Consider the following 17,839-nt stretch of genomic DNA (forward strand, 5'->3'; position numbering starts at 1 on the left):
TTTTGAACCGCAACTCCGGCATTCCTCCTTTTGAGGGGGTGTGGGGGGCTGGTTTTTGTTTTAATTCGACGGGGTTGGCACCGGGGGGGGGCCCGCCTCGGGGGGGGGGGGCGCGCCGCTGTGGTTCATGGGTGTGATTCGGGGTGCCTGCTCAGCTGAGCAGCAGGCAAACCGGCAGTGGGATAGCGACTTCCAGCAGCAGACAGATGGCCAGATCCGCAGAACCGCGCGCTGCTGAACCCGCCGCTGCCGACCCGGCCGAGGCGGAACCGGCGAGTAGGCCGGACCGGTCGTGGTTGCCGTGGCGGATCGGGGCCGCTTCGGGTGCCGCGGCGGCGACGCCGGTGCCCGCGAGGGTGAGGCCGAGGGCCGCGGCGGCGACGACGGCGCGGAGGGTGGTGCGGTTGCGCATGGTGACTCCTGGTCCGAGCCGGCACGTGAGGCCGGAAATTCAGTACTGAAATGAGAACACTTCACACTCTCGGCAGGAGGGGGAACAGCGAAATATCAACGGGTGCGTCCAGTGCTCCGCGGGATCCTCAGCCGTTCTGATAGCCGGTGCAGAAGATGTTCTGCGGTGACAGGCCCGACATTGTCGCCAGGGAACACAGCACGCCGGGCAGCGCGGGGCTCTGCGCCGTCCCGCTGGTGATGGCATTGCTGCCGGTGACGATGCCTTGACCGGAGCCGCTCATGACCAGCTCGTTGAACAGCGGTGCGGTGGCGTCGGAACCGGTGGCGGTGTCGGCCACCGCGGTGGGGTAGGTGCCGCACGTGGTCGATGATCCGCAGCGGATGGCGCGCAGGAGTCCGTCGATGAAGCTCTGAGCGGCGCTGCCCGAATCCGCGACGGGTATCGGAGCCGGTGGCGTCGGGGTGGCGGTCGCGGGACCGCAGGCCAGTGCCGCTGCTGCGGCGAAGGCGCCTGCCGCGATGGTCAGTCTGCGTGTGTTCATGGGCTGGTCCATTCGGTCGCTGTGCGGTGAGAGTGAGCTGCGCTCACCTTGTCGTCGCGCCGACGGCTGCGCCAGACCGAAGAACTCGGGGCACCGCGCCACCGGTGAAGACGCGCGTACCGGCGCGGTAATCTCACCGCATGGGCGTACTGATCGCGGTGGAGGGTCTCGACGGGGCGGGCAAACGCACGCTGATCGATGGGCTGATCGCCGAATTGTCCGCAAAGGGGTTACGGGCGGACAGCCTGGCGTTTCCGCAATACGGGCACTCGATCCATGCCGATCTGGCGGCGGAAGCGCTGCGTGGGGGCAATGGCGACCTTGGCGGGTCGATCAACGCGATGGCGATCATGTTCGCGCTCGACCGGGCCGGCGCAACCGCGGCACTATCGGACCTGTTGAGCGGCAACGACATCGTGATCCTCGACCGCTGGGTGGCTTCCAACGCCGCCTACTCGGCGGCGCGGGCACACCAGGACGCCGATGGCGAAATCGTGTCGTGGGTGGGCGATCTGGAGTTCGGCAGGCTCGCATTGCCGAGGCCGGATCTCACCGTGCTGCTCGACGTGCCCACCGAGGTGGCGGCCGAACGTGCCCGTCGCCGTGGCGAACTCGACGACGCGCGGGCCCTCGATGCCTACGAACGGGATGGCGGTCTGCAGCAGCGCACCGGCGAGGTCTATCGTGAACTCGCCGACCGCGACTGGTTCGGCCGGTGGTGGACATACCGATCCGATGACGATAGGCCTGCATTACTCACCCTCTGCTCGGAAATCTTTTCCGGATAAGGTTGGATACGCGACGGGTTCACACCATTAATGGCGTGGCGGCCCGATCCTGGCCATGAAGATGACAACATAGGACTATGAAGCCCAAGATTCTGGTCGTCGACGACGATATGGCACTCGCTGAGATGCTGACCATCGTCTTGCGCGGGGAAGGGTTCGACCCGCATGTGGTGGGCGACGGCACGCAGGCCCTGTCAGCGGTGCGGGAGATCCGCCCCGATCTGGTTCTGCTCGACCTGATGCTGCCCGGCATGAACGGCATCGATGTATGCCGGGTGCTGCGGGCCGATTCCGGCGTTCCGATCGTCATGCTCACCGCCAAGACCGACACGGTCGATGTGGTCCTCGGCCTGGAGTCCGGCGCCGACGACTACATCGTCAAACCGTTCAAGCCGAAGGAACTCGTCGCCCGGGTACGAGCGCGCCTGCGCCGCACCGAGGACGAGCCCGCCGAGCTGCTCTCGATCGCCGATATCGTCATCGACGTGCCCGCGCACAAGGTGACTCGCGGCCCGGGGCAGATCTCGCTCACCCCGCTGGAGTTCGACCTGCTGGTCGCGCTCGCGCGCAAGCCTCGTCAGGTGTTCACCCGCGAGGTACTGCTCGAGCAGGTGTGGGGTTACCGGCACGCCGCCGACACCCGTCTGGTGAACGTGCACGTGCAGCGACTGCGCGCCAAGGTCGAGAAGGATCCGGAGAACCCGGAGATCGTCTTGACCGTGCGCGGTGTCGGTTACAAGGCCGGACCGCCGTGATCGGTCACTGCGGGGCGCCGCTGTGACCACTGGTCCAGTGGCGCAGCTGCGGCAGTGGGCGAGCCCGATCATGGCCTGGTTCCAGGCCGTCGGGACCGCACTCGGCCATCTGTGGCGCCGGTCGTTGCAGCTGCGAGTCATCGTTTCGACGTTGACCCTGTCGCTCATCGTGATCACGATCCTCGGGGTCGTGCTGACCGGTCAGATCACCGACCGGCTCCTCGAAGCCAAGATCAACGCGGCTGTCGAGGAAATGGATCGTGCCCGCAGCACGATCGAGAACAAGATGTCGGGCGTCCAATCCGGCAACAGCCAGGAGCAGCAACTCGAAGACGCGCGAGCCGCGCTGTCCAGCCGTGGTGGCACCGGTCAGTCCAGCGGCGCCGCGGGTAGTTTCGACTCGGCGTTGGCGATGGTCGGCGGGACACCGCCGCACGAGATCGCCACCAGCTCGATCTCGGAGGTGCCGCAGGAGCTGCGCCGGTTCGTCCAGCGCAACCAGGTCTCCTACCAGTTCACCACCGTCGCCGACCCCGACGGCTACCGCGGGCGCGCGCTGGTTATCGGCAGCCCGAGCGCCGAGGTCGCGACCCTGGAGATCTACCTGATCTTCCCGCTGGCCAGCGAGGAATCGAGCCTGTCACTGATGCGCGGCACGATGCTCATCGGTGGGGTGGTCCTGCTGGTGTTGCTCGCCGCGATCACCGCACTCGTTACCAGGCAGGTGGTGCTGCCGATCCGGTCGGCGGCGCGAATCGCGGGCCGATTCGCCGACGGCAGACTCAAAGAACGCATGCTGGTGCGCGGCGAGGACGACATGGCGCGGCTGGCACAGGCGTTCAACGAGATGGCCGAGAGCCTGTCCAACCAGATCACCCAGCTCGAGGAATTCGGCAATCTGCAGCGCCGCTTCACCTCCGACGTGAGCCACGAACTGCGCACCCCGCTCACCACGGTGCGCATGGCCGCCGACCTCATCCACGGCTCCAGCGACGATCTCGATCCCGCTCTTGCCCGCAGCTCCGAACTGCTGGTCAACGAGCTCGACCGGTTCGAGGGCCTGCTCAACGACCTGCTCGAGATCTCCCGTCACGACGCGGGTGTGGCCGAACTACAGGTCGAATCGCTGGATGTGCGGATGTGCGCGCGTGCCGCGATCTCCACGGTGCGCCACCTGGCCCGCGACGCCGAGATCGAGGTGGTGATCGACCTGCCGGAGGAGCCGGTGGTCGCCGAGGTCGACCCGCGCCGCGTCGAGCGCGTGCTGCGCAACCTGCTCGCCAACGCGATCGACCATTCCGAGGGCAAGCCGGTGCTGATCCGGATGCGCGGCGACGCCGAGGCCAATGCCGTCGCGACGGTGGTGCGCGACCAGGGCGTCGGGCTGCGGCCGGGCGAGGAGAAGCTGGTGTTCAACCGGTTCTGGCGCTCGGACCCGTCGCGCGTGCGTCGCTCCGGTGGCACCGGGCTCGGCTTGTCGATCAGCGTCGAGGACGCGAATCTGCACGAGGGCAGGCTCGAAGCGTGGGGCGATCCGGGCGTCGGCGCGAGCTTCCGGCTGCTGCTCCCGATGGTGCGCGGCCGCAAGCTCGGTCAGAGCCCGCTCGCGCTGGAACCGATGCTGCGCAAGGTCCCCGCACTGCCGGAAGTCGAACCCGAGCCGACGATCATCGAAGCCGAACCCGCCGAGCCGACCGCGCCGGCGAAGGACGCATCGAGTGGTGCCGAGCCGACGATCGGCGAGCCGACGGCTGTCGATCCGGCTGTCGACGACCCGACGGCTGTGGAGCCGGGAGCCGTCGAACCGCAGGACCCATCGGCGGACGAGCCCGGCATCGAACCGCCCGCCGCGGGCGCGCACCCGGCGACCAACGGCCGCGACCCCGTCACAGCCGACGCCGACGAGTCGATGCCCACCGAAACCGGAGACGGGAAGTCATGACTAGTGGTGATCGTCGGGATCGGCACGGCGCCGCACTGGTCGCGGCGGTTCTGGCCGGCCTGATGGTGCTCACCGGTTGCGCCAGTTTGCCGGAGTCCTCCGCACCCCAGGCACTCGGCACGATCAACCGCGCCCCCACCTCGGAGGGACCGACCCCGCCGATCTCCGGCCGCGACCCCGACCTGTTGCTCGGCGATTTCCTCACCGCCAGCGCCGATCCCACCAACAGGCACGCCGCAGCTCGCCAGTACATGGCACCGGAGACGGCCGCCGCCTGGAACGACGAGGCGAGCACCACCATCGTCGACGACCGCCCCGACACCCTGCGCGAGTCACGCTCGGGCGACAAGGCCAGCTACGTGCTGCGTGCCCGCAAGGTCGGTGAGCTCGCCGGCGACGGCGGCTATCGCGCCACCGAGGGCACCCTCGAGAACAAGATCGAGATGAGCAAGATCGACGGCGAGTGGCGGATCACCGAGCTACCGCCGGGCGTCGTGATGGACAACGATGCCTTCGTCAAGTCCTATCACCGCTATCTCCTGCACTACATCGACCCGAGCAATTCGCTGGTCGTCCCGGATCCGCGTTGGATCTCGGTACCGCGCGCCCAGCTCACCGAGCGACTGATCAGCATGCTCGCCGAAGGCCCGCAATCCGCGATCGCCCCGGTGGTGCGCAACCCGTTGGCGCAGCCGGTTTCGCTGCGCGGTCCGATCACCAAGGCCAACAACGAACCGGGCGATGTCGGGATCGGTATCGGTGGAGTGCGCATCGACTTCGCCGGCCTCGGCGCACTCGGCCAGCGCGAGCGCGAACTCCTCGCGGCGCAGGTGGTGCTCACGCTGTCCGGCGCCGACATCCTCGGTCCGTACGTGCTGCTCGCCGACGGTAAACCGCTCGACGACCGGTACGCCAACGGGTGGTCGGTGGCCGATGTCGACCAGTACAGCGCCTCGGCGCCCGGCCAGAACCGGATCGGCCTGCACGCCCTGCGCAACGGCACGCTGGTTCAGGTCACCCCGGACGGCATCGTCACGCCGAGCGGTTCCTTCGGCGAGGCGACCAACCTGCAGTCGATCGGCATCTCGGCCGACGGCCAGTTCGTCGCCGCGGTCGCCGACTCCGGAAAACCGGCGCCCGAACCCGCCCGCACCCTGCTCATCGGCAACTACGGCGCCAAGGCGTTCGCGGTCGCCGAGGGCGCCAGCATCGCTCGTCCGTCCTGGACCAGCGACGGCGGCGCGGCCTGGACGGTGATCGACGGTGAGCGAGTCATCCGGGCGGTCACCGATCGCGCCACCGGCAACGTCTCCACCGAGGACGTCGACATCGCAGCCCTGTTGGAGGGCACCGGCGCCCCGCGGCCGCCGATCAGCGAGGTGGTGATCTCGCGCACCGGCGTACGTGCGGCGCTGATCGCCGACGGCAAGGTCTACGTCGCGGTGGTCGAACGGCGTCCCGACGGCAAGTACGCGCTCACCTCGCCGCTGCCGCTGGCGTTGGGCCTGAGCTCGCGCGCGGTCTCACTGAGCTGGGTCACCGGTGACACCATCATGGTCGCCCGCGAAGGCAATGTTGATCCGGTCTTCACCGTCTCCATCGACGGCTCCCAATTCAACGCGGTGACCTCGCAGAACCTCACCCCGCCGGTTCGAGTGGTGACGGCAGCCCCGGCCACGCAGTACGTGGCCGATTCCCGGGCCGTCCTGCAGCTACAGACCGCCGATCCGACCCGCAATGACCGTTTCTGGCGCGAGGTACCCGGATTGACCGGAGAACAGGTTGTGCCGGTCCTGCCGAGCTGAAACATTCGCGGCTGGTGCCGCGGTTCTCGGTGTCTATTTGCGGCTGGCGCCGCGGTTCTCGGCGCTGAACTCCACCTCTTCCCTCCCTACGGGCACTCCTTCGTCGTACCCTTCGGTCAGTCCATCGGCGCCAGGCGCGCCGAGAACAACGCTCGTAGAGCGACGAAGCATGTCAGTGCCCGCTGCCATACTCGCTCGCTATGAAGGCGTTGCTAGATCTCATCCTGCCCGACCGGTGCGGCGGCTGCGGTTCGCCAGGCGAGAATTGGTGCGCCGAGTGCGCCGCTGAGCTCGGCAGCGGTCCCGTCCGGGTGCGACCGCGCGCCGATCCCGGTGTGCCGTGCTGGGCGCTCGGCCCCTACACCGGCGTGGGCGGGCGGGCGGTGCTGGCAGCCAAGGAACAGGGCCGACGCGACCTCGCCGGCCCACTCGGGCTGGCACTGGCCCACGGCTTGGCCCGCTTGCGCGCCCCCGACCGCCCACTCCTGCTCGTGCCCGCACCGACAAGAACCGCGGCGGCCCGTCGCCGTGGCGGTGATCCGGTGGCACGCTCGGCCGTGGTCGCGGCACGATCGCTGATCGATTGCCGCACCGCGCCGCTGCTGCGGATGGGTCGCGGTGTACGAGATTCGGTGGGCTTGACGCAGCATGAGCGCACCCACAATCTGCGCGGCAAGATCATGACCGTCGCCGATCCGGCCGAGTGGGTCGCTATCGGTGCGAAAGCGCAGGTAGTGCTGGTCGACGATGTGCTGACCACCGGTGCCACCGCCTGTGAATCGACACGCGTTCTTAGCCGAATCGGCATAGTTCCGCGGGCGGTTTTGGTGACCTGCGCGGCTTGACGGAGGAAAGTTCGCGTGAACAGTGGCGGACTTGCCGATGGCGGACTAGCGTCGCGAGCACACACCGAACCAAGTCTGGGAGGTGGTGCCGCGGATACAGGTGCCGGGCGATTCCCGATCGGCACAGCTCAATCCCGCCGCCCTACGTTCGTAGTTGTGCGGCCATATCCGGGAGGTACGCGTGACGACTTCTTCACGGGCATCAGTGCAAGATGCTGAACCCACGGCACTACAGAACGGTGCCACCGAGACGATCGATATGGAGACCCCGAACGCCGAAGTGGTGGTCTCCGGTCGCAACGTCGAAATCCCTGACCACTATCGAATCTACGTCGCGGAGAAGCTGTCTCGGTTAGAGCGCTTCGACCCGTCGATCTTCCTCTTCGATGTGGAACTGTTCCACGAACGCAATCGTCGTCAACGCAAGGCCTGTCAGCGCGTGGAGATCACCGCGCGCGGCCGTGGACCGATCGTGCGCGCCGAAGCGTGCGCCGACAGCTTCTATGCCGCGCTCGAATCGGCCACCCAGAAGATCGAGAGCAGACTGCGCCGGTCCAAGGACAAGCGGCGCGTCGTGCACTACGGCGACAAGACGCCGGTCTCGGTCGCGCAGGCCACTGCCACGCTGGTCGACGAGTCGCTGTTCGCCCAGCCGGACGGTTCCGCTGCCCACGACCACGACGAGGCACTCGACGAGTCCGGCCCCGGCCACATCGTGCGCACCAAGGTGCACACCGCGACACCGATGTCGGTGGACGACGCCCTCTATCAGATGGAATTGGTCGGCCACGACTTCTTCCTGTTTCACGACAAAGAGACCGACCGTCCGTCGGTCGTCTATCGCAGACACGCCTTCGACTACGGCCTGATCAAGCTGGCCTAGAGCCATGACCGATCCGGGCATCCGCTTTCGGCGGGTGTCCGGATCTTGTTCAGCCGCCGAAGGTTTCGTGATGCACGGCCTCGGTCAGCGACCGTCCCGTCCGCCATCCGAAACGTTCCAGATCCGGCACCTGCTGGAATGCGCTCACCGGCCCGACGCACAGCCAGGCCACCGGCTCGATTCCGGCGGGCAGGCCGACGAGTTCGCGCAGGAATTCCGGATCGTAGAACGACACCCAGCCCACCCCCACCTGCTCCGCGGTCGCCGCGAGCCACAGGTTCTGAATGGCGAGCACGGTCGAGTACACGCCGGTCTCCGGCACGCTCGCCCGACCGAGTACCTGCGGTCCGCCACGCGAATTATCGTGCGTGACAACAACACCCGTGCCGCTCTCGAGGATCCCGTCGATCTTGATCGGCTCGAATGTCGCCGCCCGCTCGGCAGGCAGCGACGCACGGAACTCAACCCGCTTGTCCGCCACATGCTCGGCGAACCGGCGCAGCGTCTCGGCCTGGCGAACCACGACGAAATCCCACGGCTGCGAGTTCCCGACGCTGGGCGCGCGATGCGCGGCGTCGAGGATCCGCAACAGGGTGTCGTCGTCGACGGGCTCACCGGTGTATTCGGCGCGCACATCACGACGCAGACGGATCGCGTCGTAGACGCTCAGTTGGTCGGCACTCACGCCGACCATACAACCGTAGCCGCCTCAGGCCACCGTTCGGCGGGCCAGCTTACGACCGGCGGCCAGCGCGGTGCGCAGGCCCTGACGGCGCCCGGTCGTCGGGTCGATCGTGGTGGTGGTGTTGCCGGCGAACAGGCGCTCGGACTTGGTCTCCGGCGCGTCGTCGGTGGTGTGGCGCAGGTACTTGTTCGGCAGCGAGAGCTTGAGGATGGTGCGCCACGACTTGAAGTACTGTGCCGGCATCGAACCGGTGGTGTAGGGCAGGTCGTACTTGTCGGCCAGTTCGCGCACCCGCACCGCGATGGCGGCGTACCGGTTGCTCGGCAGGTCGGGGAACAGGTGATGTTCGATCTGATGACTGAGGTTGCCGGTCATGAAGTCCAGGACCTTACCGCTGTTGATATTGGCGCTGCCCAGCATCTGGCGCAGATACCACTCACCCTTGGTTTCGCCCACGATATCGGCCTTGGTGAACTTCTCGGCGCCGTCGGGGAAGTGGCCGCAGAAGATGACCGCGTTGGTCCACACGTTGCGCACGACATTCGCGGCGAGGTTCGCGGTCAGTGTGCTCAGGAAGGCGGGCCCGGTGAGCAGCGGGAAGACCAGGTAATCCTTGGCGGCCTGCTTGCCGACCTTCTTCAGCACCACCTTGCGGTCGGCGTCGAACTTCTGCCATTCGGCGGAGTCCTTTTCCCACTTGCTCATCGCGACTTTGCCGAGCTCGAGATGCTGGATCGCGATGCCGTATTCGAAGAACATCTGTAGCAGCAGGTTGTAGACCGGGTTGCCGAGGTAGAACGGCTTCCAGCGCTGGTCGCGGGTGACGCGAAGCAGGCCGTAGCCGATGTCGTCGTCCATGCCGAGCACGTTGGTGTACTTGTGGTGCAGGAAGTTGTGGGTGATCTTCCAGTGCTCGGAGGGGCCTGCGTTGTCCCATTCCCACGAGGTGGAATGGATTTCCGGATCGTTCATCCAGTCCCACTGCCCGTGCAAGACGTTGTGCCCGATCTCCATGTTCTCGATGATCTTGGCGGTGCCGAGCAGGGCCACCCCGGCCAGCCAGGCCGGAGGCAGGAAGCTGGCGAACAGCACCGTGCGGCCGCTGATCTCGAGGGCGCGCTGTAGCCGGATGACATTGCGGATATAGCGCGCGTCGGCCGCTCCGCGCGAGGATTCGATCTCTCGGCGGATCGCGTCGAACTCCGCACCTAGAGCTTCGACATCCGCTGCGGTGAGGTGCGCGTATTCCTTGACATCCGAGATCGCCATGGCGGCTACAGTACCGTAAGTTACGAGAGCGTAGGTTGGCGATTTTCAGGACGAAATGTGTGATAAGTCCTATTGCGCAATCGAGATGTAAATGTTATCAGGCGTGGCGAGCCATTCGGCGAGCTGCTTTGTCGCGCAGTACACCCCGTTCGCGCACGGCGCGTTCGCCGAGCGCCCGCTTGGCCTCGCGCAAGGCCAGCTTCTCCTGCCGTGCTCGCGCCTTGAGCGCCGTCTTCGCCTCGCGCAGCACTTCCTTCTCGTGCCGCGCCTTGATCTCGAGCGCGACCTTCGCATCGTGCAGCGCCGAACGCAGGCCGAAACGCTTACCGGTCTCCGGATCTACCCGCAGGCTGTCGGGCAGTGAGATGCCGGCGAACTTACGCTCCGAAGACGTCTCGGGAGCATCGTCGGCGGTGCGCTTGAGGAAACGGTCCGGCAGCGCCAGCTTGTGGATGGTGCGGAAGGCCAGCAGGTACTGCTTGCCCAGCGAGCCGGTGGTGTAGGGCAGGTCGTACTTGTCGCACAGCTCGCGCACCCGTACCGCCACCTCCGAATACCGGTTGCTCGGCAGGTCGGGGAACAGGTGGTGCTCGATCTGGTAGCAGAGGTTGCCGCTCATGAAGGCCATCACCGGACCGGCCTTGAAGTTGGCGCTGCCCAGCATCTGGCGCAGGTACCACTCGCCCTGGGTTTCCCCGTCGAGCTGTTCGGAGGTGAACTTCTGCGCGCCGTCGGGGAAATGCCCGCAGAAGATCACGGCGTAGGACCAGAGATTGCGCACCAGATTGGCGGTGGCGTTCGCCTTGAGCGTCGACTTCCAGGCCGGGCCGGTCAGTGCTGGGTAGAGCACGAAATCCTTGGCGACCTGACGGGCCGACTTACGGTAGAACTCGATATCGGGCGGCGAGGTCTTCGCGCCGGGCGCGATCCCGGCCAGCTCCTTCTCGATGCCGAGATCGTGCAGTGCGATACCCCACTCGAAGGTCGCGGCCAGCAGCAGATTGGCGGCGGGCTGGGCCAGATGGACGGGGCGCCACGCCTCGTCGCGGGTCATCCGCAGAATGCCGAAACCCAGATCCTCGTCCTTGCCGAGGACGTTGGTGTAGGTGTGGTGCGAATAGTTGTGCGCGCGCCGCCACTGCGCCGACGGGCCCGTCATGTCCCACTCCCAGCTGGTGGAGTGGATCTCGGGATCGTTCATCCAATCCCACTGGCCGTGGCTCACATTGTGGCCGAGCTCCATGTTCTCGATGATCTTGGCGACCGAGAGCATCGCGGTACCGCCGAGCCAGGCCCAGCGGTTACGGCTGCCGAACAGCACCGCGCGCCCGGCCACCTCGAGTGCGCGCTGAGCCGCGATGGTGCGCCGGATGTACTTGGCGTCGTGTTCGCCGCGGGAGGTCTCCACCGATCGGCGGATCGAATCGAGTTCTTTCCCCAGTGTGTCGATGTCGGCCGCCGTCAGATGGGCGAAGGCCTGGATATCGGTGATGGCCACCGGGGGTCCTCCTGTGAGTGGTCCTAGGTCGCGCCCGTCGGAATCGATCGACGTCAGGGGCCGCAGAGATGACCGTTGGTCACGGGTTATGACCGACGCATAGCTCCGAGGGTACCCGTTGGTCGCTCAGGCAGGCGGCGCTAGATGTCCAGGGTGCAGTCGCCCGCGGCGGCGGAGATGCAGGTTTGCACCTTGTCGCCGGGTTGACGTTCGTCGCCGTTGCGCAGATCGCGGGCGTGTCCGGCGGAGATGGTCACCACGCAGGTCTGGCAGATGCCCATCCGGCAGCCGAAGGGCAACTGCACGCCGACGGATTCACCGGCTTCGAGCAGGCTGGTCGCACCGTCGACGGTGAGGGTGCGCCCGGTGGTACCGAACGTCACGGTGCCGCCCTCGCCGATCGCGGAGCGCTCCACCTCGAAGCGTTCGATGTTCAGCTTGTCGGCCACACCCGCGTTCTTCCAGTGGTTCTCGATCGCGTCGAGCATCGGGGCCGGTCCGCAGGCCCAGGTCTCGCGCTCGCGCCAGTCGGGGTAGAGCTCGTCGAGGCCGGCCAGGGAGAACAGGCCCTGCTCGTCGGTGAGTTGCAGGTGGGAGACGAAGCTGGGGTGCTTGTCGTGCAGGGCGCGCAGTTCGGCGCCGAACATCACATCGGCGTCGGTGGGCGCGGAATGGACGTGCACCACGTCGTTGACGCCGTCGCGGCGGTCCATCGTGCGCAGCATCGACATCACCGGGGTGATACCGCTGCCCGCGGTGAGGAACAGCACCTTCGCCGGCGGCGGCTCGGGCAGCACGAACCCGCCCGCCGGTGCGGCCAGCCGCACGATGGTGCCCGCGGCCACCCCGTTGACAAGGTGGCTTGACAGCTTGCCCTCCGGCATCGCCTTCACCGCGATGGAGATGAGCCGCTTGCCGCCCTCGCCGGTCCAGTCCGGGGGGCAGGTCAGTGAGTAGGAACGCCAGTTCCAGCGGCCGTCGATCAGGATGCCGATGCCGATGTACTGCCCTGGGCGGTACTTGAAATCGAAGCCCCAGCCCGGCTTGATCACCAGGGTCGCCGAGTCGGCGGTCTCTTTCTGCACCTCGACGATGCGCCCGCGCAGCTCGCGCGCCGACCACAGCGGATTGGCCAGGTGTAGGTAGTCATCGGGCAGCAGGGGAGTGGTCACCCGGGCTACCGCGCCACGCAACACGTTCAGCTTGCCGCCGCGATCGGCGACCTGCGCCGCCGGTGCTTCGAGCCATTCCCGGAACTTATTGAGGACCATGCGCTGCGATTTCTCCCTGTCGTGCATTCGAGCCACCGTGGGGTGACTCGCTCGCAGCCAGGTTACGGCATCGTAGGTTGAGCGCTAGTTGTGAACATCGGGCAACCGGGGCCGCCGACCGCCGCAGCTACAACAGCTCGAGCAGGAACGGCAGCTCCTGGGGCGCGTACCAGGCCAGCTGATGGTCCTCGGCGTCGCCGAGGACGAATTCCGCATCGGTATCACCGAGGTCGGCGGCATCGATGACGTCCACGGCCTTGGCGACCTGCGGCTCCGCCTCGGCCAGGTCGACATGCACCGCGGCGACCTGCTTGAAGCTGATCGGCCCCGACAGCTTCACCACGGCATCGTCGAGATCGGGCCGCAGCTTCGCCCCCGGCACATCCGCCGCGATCACCGCGCGCCGATACACCGGGCCACCCGGGTTGGCCGCTTCGCCCTCGGCGGCGTCGTCCGGATCGTCGAGTCCGTCGCGCTCGGCGGCGATCAGCCGCATGGAGGCCCGCGCGGCTTCCTGCATCGCCACTTCGGCGAGTTCCTCGTCGTCGCCCGCGGCGTAGGCCTCGCGCAGGGCGGGCGTCACGGCGAACGCGGTCGCGCCGAGCGGGAGCAACTGCTGCTCGTCGACGAGTTGGCGCAGCAGCGGGATCGTCGCCGGGATGTAGACCCGCATCGTGTCGTTCTCAGAGACAGGCACCGAGCAACTCCTCCATCGATTCGTGCACCGAGGCCGCGAGAACATCGATGTCGGCCATGGCGTCGCGGTCGGCGTTGAGTCCGTAGAAGACCTGACCGTCGTACGAGGTGAGTCCGAAACTCAATGTCTGATTGCGCAGCAGCGGCGATACCGGATACATCTCCAGCATGCGCGCCCCGCCGATGTACATCGCGGTCTGTGGTCCCGGCGCGTTGGTGATCACCAGATTGAAACTGTTGTCGGCGAACGTACTCGCCGCCCGCACACTCATCGCGTGCAGGCTCGCGGGCGCGAATCCGGCCAGGTGCACGAGCGTGCGGGCCCGCACGCCGCGACGTTGCCTGCCCGCGGCCTCGGTGGCATGGGAGATGTGCGAGAGCCGCATCGTCGGATTCGGTTCGCCCACGGGCAGATCGATGAGGAACGAGGACACCTCGCTGGCCGGGGTGAGCTGGTTGTCGCCGTCGACGTAGACCGACATCGGCACCACCGCGCGCAGATTGGTCGACTCGACCAGCGCCTCGTTGCGTGAGAGCAGCCAGTTTCGCAGCGCCCCGGTGACCACCGCGAGCACCGCGTCGTTGATCGAGCAGTCGAAATGCCTGCGGATCGTGCGGTAGTCGTCCAGATCGGTGCGCACCACGTCGAAGCGGCGGCTGCGCGAGGTGCGGGCGTTGAGCGGGCTGTCCGGCGCCGCGCTCGAGGTCGCCGCGCGCACCACATTGGCCGCGGCCTTCACTGCCATCCGGGTGCCGCGCACCACCCCGAACGCGTTCGATCCCGCGTCGCGCATCACGCCGTAGGCCTCGCGTGGCTGCGCGGCGAGCTGCGACAGCGCCCCGGCCAGCAATTCCACATCGGTTGGTTCGCGCGGCGCCCGCCACGAGTCGTCGGCCAGTTCGCGCGGCAGCGGGGAGTTGTCGAGGATCACGTGCCCGATTTCGAGGGCGGTATCACCGTCGACGAGCGCCGAGTGCGACTTGGTGAACACCGCCGCGCGCCCGTCGGCGAGCCCTTCGATCAGATACATCTCCCACAGCGGCCGACCCTGATCCAGGGGTCGCGACGCGAGCCGGGCGACGAGATCGTAGAGCTGGCAGTCGCTGCCCGGACCGGGCAGCGCCGAGCGGCGGATGTGATAGCTGATGTCGAAACGACTGTCCTCGACCCATACTGGCCTGCCCATGGCGAGTGGGATCTCGCGCACCTTGCGGCGGTAGCGCGGCACCAGCGGCAGCCGGGATTCGACCAGGTCGACGAGGCGTTCGTAGTCCAGTACCTGGCCCTCGGCGTCGGGGGAGGAGTTGTTCAGGATCGCGAGAGAGCCGATGTGGATCGGGTTGCTGCTCGACTCGAGCCGATAGAACGACGCGTCCTGCGGCGTCAATCTCGTGATCACGCGCTCCGAAGCTCCTTCCGGTGCCGTAGCACGCTTCGCGCGCCCATGGCGCTGATCGGGCACGCGCTACATCCTACGTCACGGCAGGTGAATCGCGGTGCCGGGCAAGGAGGCTCGCCGAGCGTCGTGACCTGGGGTAATGACTGCACCGGTACGTCGGGCACGGGTCCGCGCCGCCGGGTACGGTGGTCTGCGGACTACCATCGCCGTTGAACACAACTCCGACCAGAGGACTGACGAGACCCGTGCCTGCGCTGACACTGACGAGGTTGCTACGGATTGGTGAAGGTCGCATGGTCAAGCGGCTCTCGAACCTCGCCGATGAGGTCATCGCGTACGGCGACGAGATCGAAGCGTTGACCGACGCCGAGCTGCGCGCCAAGACCGACGAGTTCCGCCAGCGCTACGCCGACGGGGAAACCCTCGACGACCTGCTGCTCGAGGCCTTCGCCGTGGCGCGTGAGGCGTCCTGGCGCGTGCTGAACCAGAAGCACTACAAGGTCCAGATCATGGGCGGCGCCTCGCTGCACCTCGGCAATATCTCGGAGATGAAGACCGGTGAGGGCAAGACCCTGACCTGTGTGCTCCCCGCGTACCTCAACGCGATTTCCGGTGACGGCGTGCACGTCGTCACGGTCAACGATTACCTCGCCAAGCGCGACGCCGAGTGGATGGGCCGCGTGCACCGCTTCCTCGGTTTCGAGGTCGGCGTGATCCTGGGCGGGATGACCCCGGCCGAGCGCCGCGTGGCCTACGCCGCCGAGATCACCTACGGCACGAACAACGAGTTCGGCTTCGATTACCTGCGCGACAACATGACTCACTCCCTGGACGATCTCGTCCAGCGTGGTCACAACTTCGCCGTGGTCGACGAGGTCGACTCCATCCTCATCGACGAGGCCCGCACCCCGCTGATCATCTCGGGCCCGGCCGACGCCTCGTCGAAGTGGTACGCCGAGTTCGCGCGCATCGCGCCGCTGCTGAAGAAGGATGTCCACTACGAAGTGGACATCAAGAAGCGCACCATCGGCGTGCACGAGCAGGGCGTGGAGTTCGTCGAGGATCAGCTCGGCATCGACAACCTCTACGAGTCCGCGAACTCGTCGCTGGTGAGCTACCTGAACAACTCCATCAAGGCCAAGGAGCTCTACCAGCGCGACAAGGATTACATCGTCCGCGACGGCGAAGTGATCATCGTCGACGAGTTCACCGGCCGCATCCTGGTCGGTCGCCGCTACAACGAGGGCATGCACCAGGCGATCGAGGCCAAGGAGAAGGTCGAGATCCAGCCGGAGAACCAGACCCTGGCCACGATCACCCTGCAGAACTACTTCCGCCTCTACAACCGCCTGTCCGGCATGACCGGTACCGCCGAGACCGAGGCCGCCGAGCTGCACTCGATCTACAACCTCGGCGTGGTCCCGATCCCGACGAACAAGCCGATGGTCCGCAAGGACCAGGCCGACCTGATCTACAAGTCGGAAGAGGCCAAGTTCGCCGCCGTCGTCGACGACGTGACCGAGCGGCACGAGAAGGGCCAGCCGGTCCTGATCGGTACCACCAGCGTGGAGCGCTCGGAGTACCTGTCCAAGCAGTTCACCAAACGCGGTGTGGCGCACTCGGTTCTGAACGCGAAGTTCCACGAGCAGGAAGCGCAGATCATCGCCGAGGCCGGTCGCCCCGGCGCGGTCACCGTAGCCACCAATATGGCCGGTCGTGGTACCGATATCGTGCTCGGCGGCAACGCCGACATCATCGCTGACATCCTGCTGCGCAAGCAGGGCCTCGACCCGGTGAACACCCCCGACGAGTACGAGGCCGCCTGGCACTCCGCGCTCGAGCAGGTCAAGAAGCAGACCGAGGAAGATGCCGAAACGGTCTGCGAGGCCGGCGGTCTGTATGTGCTCGGCACCGAGCGTCACGAGTCGCGCCGTATCGACAACCAGCTGCGTGGTCGTTCCGGCCGTCAGGGCGACCCGGGCGAGTCCCGCTTCTACCTGTCGCTGGGCGACGAGCTGATGCGCCGCTTCAACGGTGCCGCGCTCGAGTCGATCATGACGCGCCTGAACCTGCCCGACGATGTCCCGATCGAGGCGAAGATGGTCTCCAAGGCCATCAAGAGCGCGCAGACCCAGGTCGAGCAGCAGAACTTCGAGATCCGCAAGAACGTTCTGAAGTACGACGAGGTCATGAACCAGCAGCGCACCGTGATCTACGGCGAGCGCAACCAGATCCTGCGTGGCGAGGACATGGAGGGTCAGGTTCAGAACATGATCACCGACGTGACCACCGCCTACGTCGACGGCGCCACCGTCGAGGGCTACGTCGAGGACTGGGATCTGGACAAGCTCTGGACCGCCCTCAAAACCCTCTACCCGGTGAGCCTGGACCACAAGGAACTCACCGGCGAGACCGCCACCGGCGACGCGGGCGAACTCTCCCGCGACGAACTCCGCGAGACCCTCCTCGAAGACGCCCACAACGCCTACGAGAAGCGCGAACAGGAGATCGACGGCCTCGCGGGCGAAGGCGCCATGCGCAACCTGGAACGCCAGGTCCTGCTCTCGGTCCTGGACCGCAAGTGGCGCGAACACCTCTACGAGATGGACTACCTCAAGGAGGGCATCGGCCTGCGCGCCATGGCCCAGCGCGACCCGTTGGTCGAATACCAGCGCGAAGGCTTCGACATGTTCGCCGCCATGCTGGAAGGCCTGAAAGAGGAGTCCGTCGGCTTCCTCTTCAACCTCCAGGTGGAGGTCCAGCAGCCCCAGCCCGAAGGCGTCTCGATCGACAAGGGCCTGCGCTCCCCGGTCGGCGCGCCGGTCCAGGACGCCCCCGTCCAGGCCCCACCGGCCTTGCGGGCCAAGGGAATCACCGACCAGCCCGCCCGCGCGATGAACTACTCGGGCCCCGCCGAAGACGGCCACGCCGAATCCCATTCCGACGCCCAGGAATACGGCGGCGGCCAGCAGTCCGGCACCCGCCGCGAGCGTCGCGAAGCGGCCCGCACCGATTCGAAGGGCAAGCGCCGCCGCTGAGGCAGAGC

Annotated in this window: 15 protein-coding genes; 7 read left to right on the forward strand and 8 right to left on the reverse strand. The window is 66.9% G+C overall.

Translation table 11 applies throughout. From position 1 onward, the window contains the following. Positions 1-151: 151 nt before the first annotated feature. On the reverse strand, positions 152-412 hold the full coding sequence (locus ACFXKN_RS28130) for a hypothetical protein (protein ID WP_379434149.1): 261 nt from the start codon (positions 410-412) through the stop codon (positions 152-154). 127 nt (positions 413-539) lie between these two features. Further along, positions 540-956, reverse strand: coding sequence for a hypothetical protein (locus ACFXKN_RS28135; protein WP_379434150.1), 417 nt, complete (start codon positions 954-956; stop codon positions 540-542). A gap of 140 nt (positions 957-1,096) precedes the next feature. Here ACFXKN_RS28135 and ACFXKN_RS28140 point away from each other — a divergent pair, with 140 nt between their 5' ends. From ACFXKN_RS28140 to hpf, 6 genes are all read left to right on the forward strand, one after another. Next, a complete protein-coding gene (locus tag ACFXKN_RS28140) occupies positions 1,097-1,744 on the forward strand; it encodes a dTMP kinase (RefSeq protein WP_379434151.1) in 648 nt (215 codons plus the stop codon). Between the two features lie 77 nt (positions 1,745-1,821). Next, positions 1,822-2,499 carry an MtrAB system response regulator MtrA gene (mtrA, locus tag ACFXKN_RS28145; protein ID WP_056813049.1) on the forward strand — a complete coding sequence of 226 codons (678 nt, stop codon included), beginning with the start codon at positions 1,822-1,824 and terminating at the stop codon, positions 2,497-2,499. 70 nt (positions 2,500-2,569) lie between these two features. Continuing rightward, positions 2,570-4,441 (forward strand): MtrAB system histidine kinase MtrB, encoded by a 1,872-nt coding sequence (gene mtrB / locus ACFXKN_RS28150; protein WP_379434171.1) that lies wholly within the window; start codon positions 2,570-2,572, stop codon positions 4,439-4,441. After that, positions 4,438-6,246: an MtrAB system accessory lipoprotein LpqB gene (gene lpqB, locus ACFXKN_RS28155; protein ID WP_378940389.1), complete on the forward strand. Its 1,809-nt coding sequence runs from the start codon at positions 4,438-4,440 to the stop codon at positions 6,244-6,246. The genes mtrB and lpqB overlap by 4 nt, the downstream gene beginning before the upstream one ends. A 200-nt stretch (positions 6,247-6,446) precedes the next feature. Then, positions 6,447-7,091, forward strand: a complete 645-nt coding sequence (locus ACFXKN_RS28160; RefSeq protein ID WP_379434152.1) for a ComF family protein — start codon at positions 6,447-6,449, stop codon at positions 7,089-7,091. Positions 7,092-7,272: 181 nt separating this feature from the next. Then, positions 7,273-7,974, forward strand: coding sequence for a ribosome hibernation-promoting factor, HPF/YfiA family (gene hpf / locus ACFXKN_RS28165; protein ID WP_378940385.1), 702 nt, complete (start codon positions 7,273-7,275; stop codon positions 7,972-7,974). A gap of 49 nt (positions 7,975-8,023) precedes the next feature. Here the strand turns inward: hpf and bluB are convergent, their stop codons facing one another. The 6 genes from bluB to ACFXKN_RS28195 all read right to left on the reverse strand — a co-directional run bounded on the left by bluB (position 8,024) and on the right by ACFXKN_RS28195 (position 14,793). After that, positions 8,024-8,668: a 5,6-dimethylbenzimidazole synthase gene (gene bluB, locus ACFXKN_RS28170; protein WP_378940383.1), complete on the reverse strand. Its 645-nt coding sequence runs from the start codon at positions 8,666-8,668 to the stop codon at positions 8,024-8,026. A 15-nt stretch (positions 8,669-8,683) separates the two neighbouring features. Further along, positions 8,684-9,928, reverse strand: coding sequence for a fatty acid desaturase family protein (locus tag ACFXKN_RS28175; RefSeq protein ID WP_379434153.1), 1,245 nt, complete (start codon positions 9,926-9,928; stop codon positions 8,684-8,686). A gap of 97 nt (positions 9,929-10,025) precedes the next feature. Then, complete coding sequence (locus tag ACFXKN_RS28180; protein ID WP_379434154.1) at positions 10,026-11,426, reverse strand: fatty acid desaturase family protein; 1,401 nt, start codon at positions 11,424-11,426, stop codon at positions 10,026-10,028. Between the two features lie 140 nt (positions 11,427-11,566). Continuing rightward, positions 11,567-12,697 (reverse strand): ferredoxin reductase, encoded by a 1,131-nt coding sequence (locus ACFXKN_RS28185; protein WP_379434172.1) that lies wholly within the window; start codon positions 12,695-12,697, stop codon positions 11,567-11,569. 127 nt (positions 12,698-12,824) lie between these two features. Then, entirely contained in the window at positions 12,825-13,370 is a 546-nt protein-coding gene (locus ACFXKN_RS28190) for a DUF6912 family protein (protein ID WP_379434173.1), read from the reverse strand. Between the two features lie 10 nt (positions 13,371-13,380). After that, positions 13,381-14,793 (reverse strand): wax ester/triacylglycerol synthase family O-acyltransferase, encoded by a 1,413-nt coding sequence (locus tag ACFXKN_RS28195; protein WP_378916778.1) that lies wholly within the window; start codon positions 14,791-14,793, stop codon positions 13,381-13,383. Positions 14,794-15,038: 245 nt separating this feature from the next. Here ACFXKN_RS28195 and secA point away from each other — a divergent pair, with 245 nt between their 5' ends. After that, positions 15,039-17,831 (forward strand): preprotein translocase subunit SecA, encoded by a 2,793-nt coding sequence (gene secA, locus ACFXKN_RS28200; protein ID WP_378940375.1) that lies wholly within the window; start codon positions 15,039-15,041, stop codon positions 17,829-17,831. Positions 17,832-17,839: the final 8 nt, after the last annotated feature.

It is taken from the genome of Nocardia sp. NPDC059195, from assembly GCF_042754695.1.
GTDB lineage: Bacteria > Actinomycetota > Actinomycetes > Mycobacteriales > Mycobacteriaceae > Nocardia.

What these genes read in the sequence shown, in the direction of transcription:
- ACFXKN_RS28130 (WP_379434149.1), bottom strand. Translation starts at nt 412, where the DNA reads ATGCGCAACCGCACCACCCTCCGCGCCGTCGTCGCCGCCGCGGCCCTC.
- ACFXKN_RS28135 (WP_379434150.1), bottom strand. Translation starts at nt 956, where the DNA reads ATGAACACACGCAGACTGACCATCGCGGCAGGCGCCTTCGCCGCAGCA.
- ACFXKN_RS28140 (WP_379434151.1), top strand. Translation starts at nt 1,097, where the DNA reads ATGGGCGTACTGATCGCGGTGGAGGGTCTCGACGGGGCGGGCAAACGC.
- mtrA (WP_056813049.1), top strand. Translation starts at nt 1,822, where the DNA reads ATGAAGCCCAAGATTCTGGTCGTCGACGACGATATGGCACTCGCTGAG.
- mtrB (WP_379434171.1), top strand. Translation starts at nt 2,570, where the DNA reads ATGGCCTGGTTCCAGGCCGTCGGGACCGCACTCGGCCATCTGTGGCGC.
- lpqB (WP_378940389.1), top strand. Translation starts at nt 4,438, where the DNA reads ATGACTAGTGGTGATCGTCGGGATCGGCACGGCGCCGCACTGGTCGCG.
- ACFXKN_RS28160 (WP_379434152.1), top strand. Translation starts at nt 6,447, where the DNA reads ATGAAGGCGTTGCTAGATCTCATCCTGCCCGACCGGTGCGGCGGCTGC.
- bluB (WP_378940383.1), bottom strand. Translation starts at nt 8,668, where the DNA reads ATGGTCGGCGTGAGTGCCGACCAACTGAGCGTCTACGACGCGATCCGT.
- ACFXKN_RS28175 (WP_379434153.1), bottom strand. Translation starts at nt 9,928, where the DNA reads ATGGCGATCTCGGATGTCAAGGAATACGCGCACCTCACCGCAGCGGAT.
- ACFXKN_RS28185 (WP_379434172.1), bottom strand. Translation starts at nt 12,697, where the DNA reads ATGGTCCTCAATAAGTTCCGGGAATGGCTCGAAGCACCGGCGGCGCAG.
- ACFXKN_RS28190 (WP_379434173.1), bottom strand. Translation starts at nt 13,370, where the DNA reads ATGCGGGTCTACATCCCGGCGACGATCCCGCTGCTGCGCCAACTCGTC.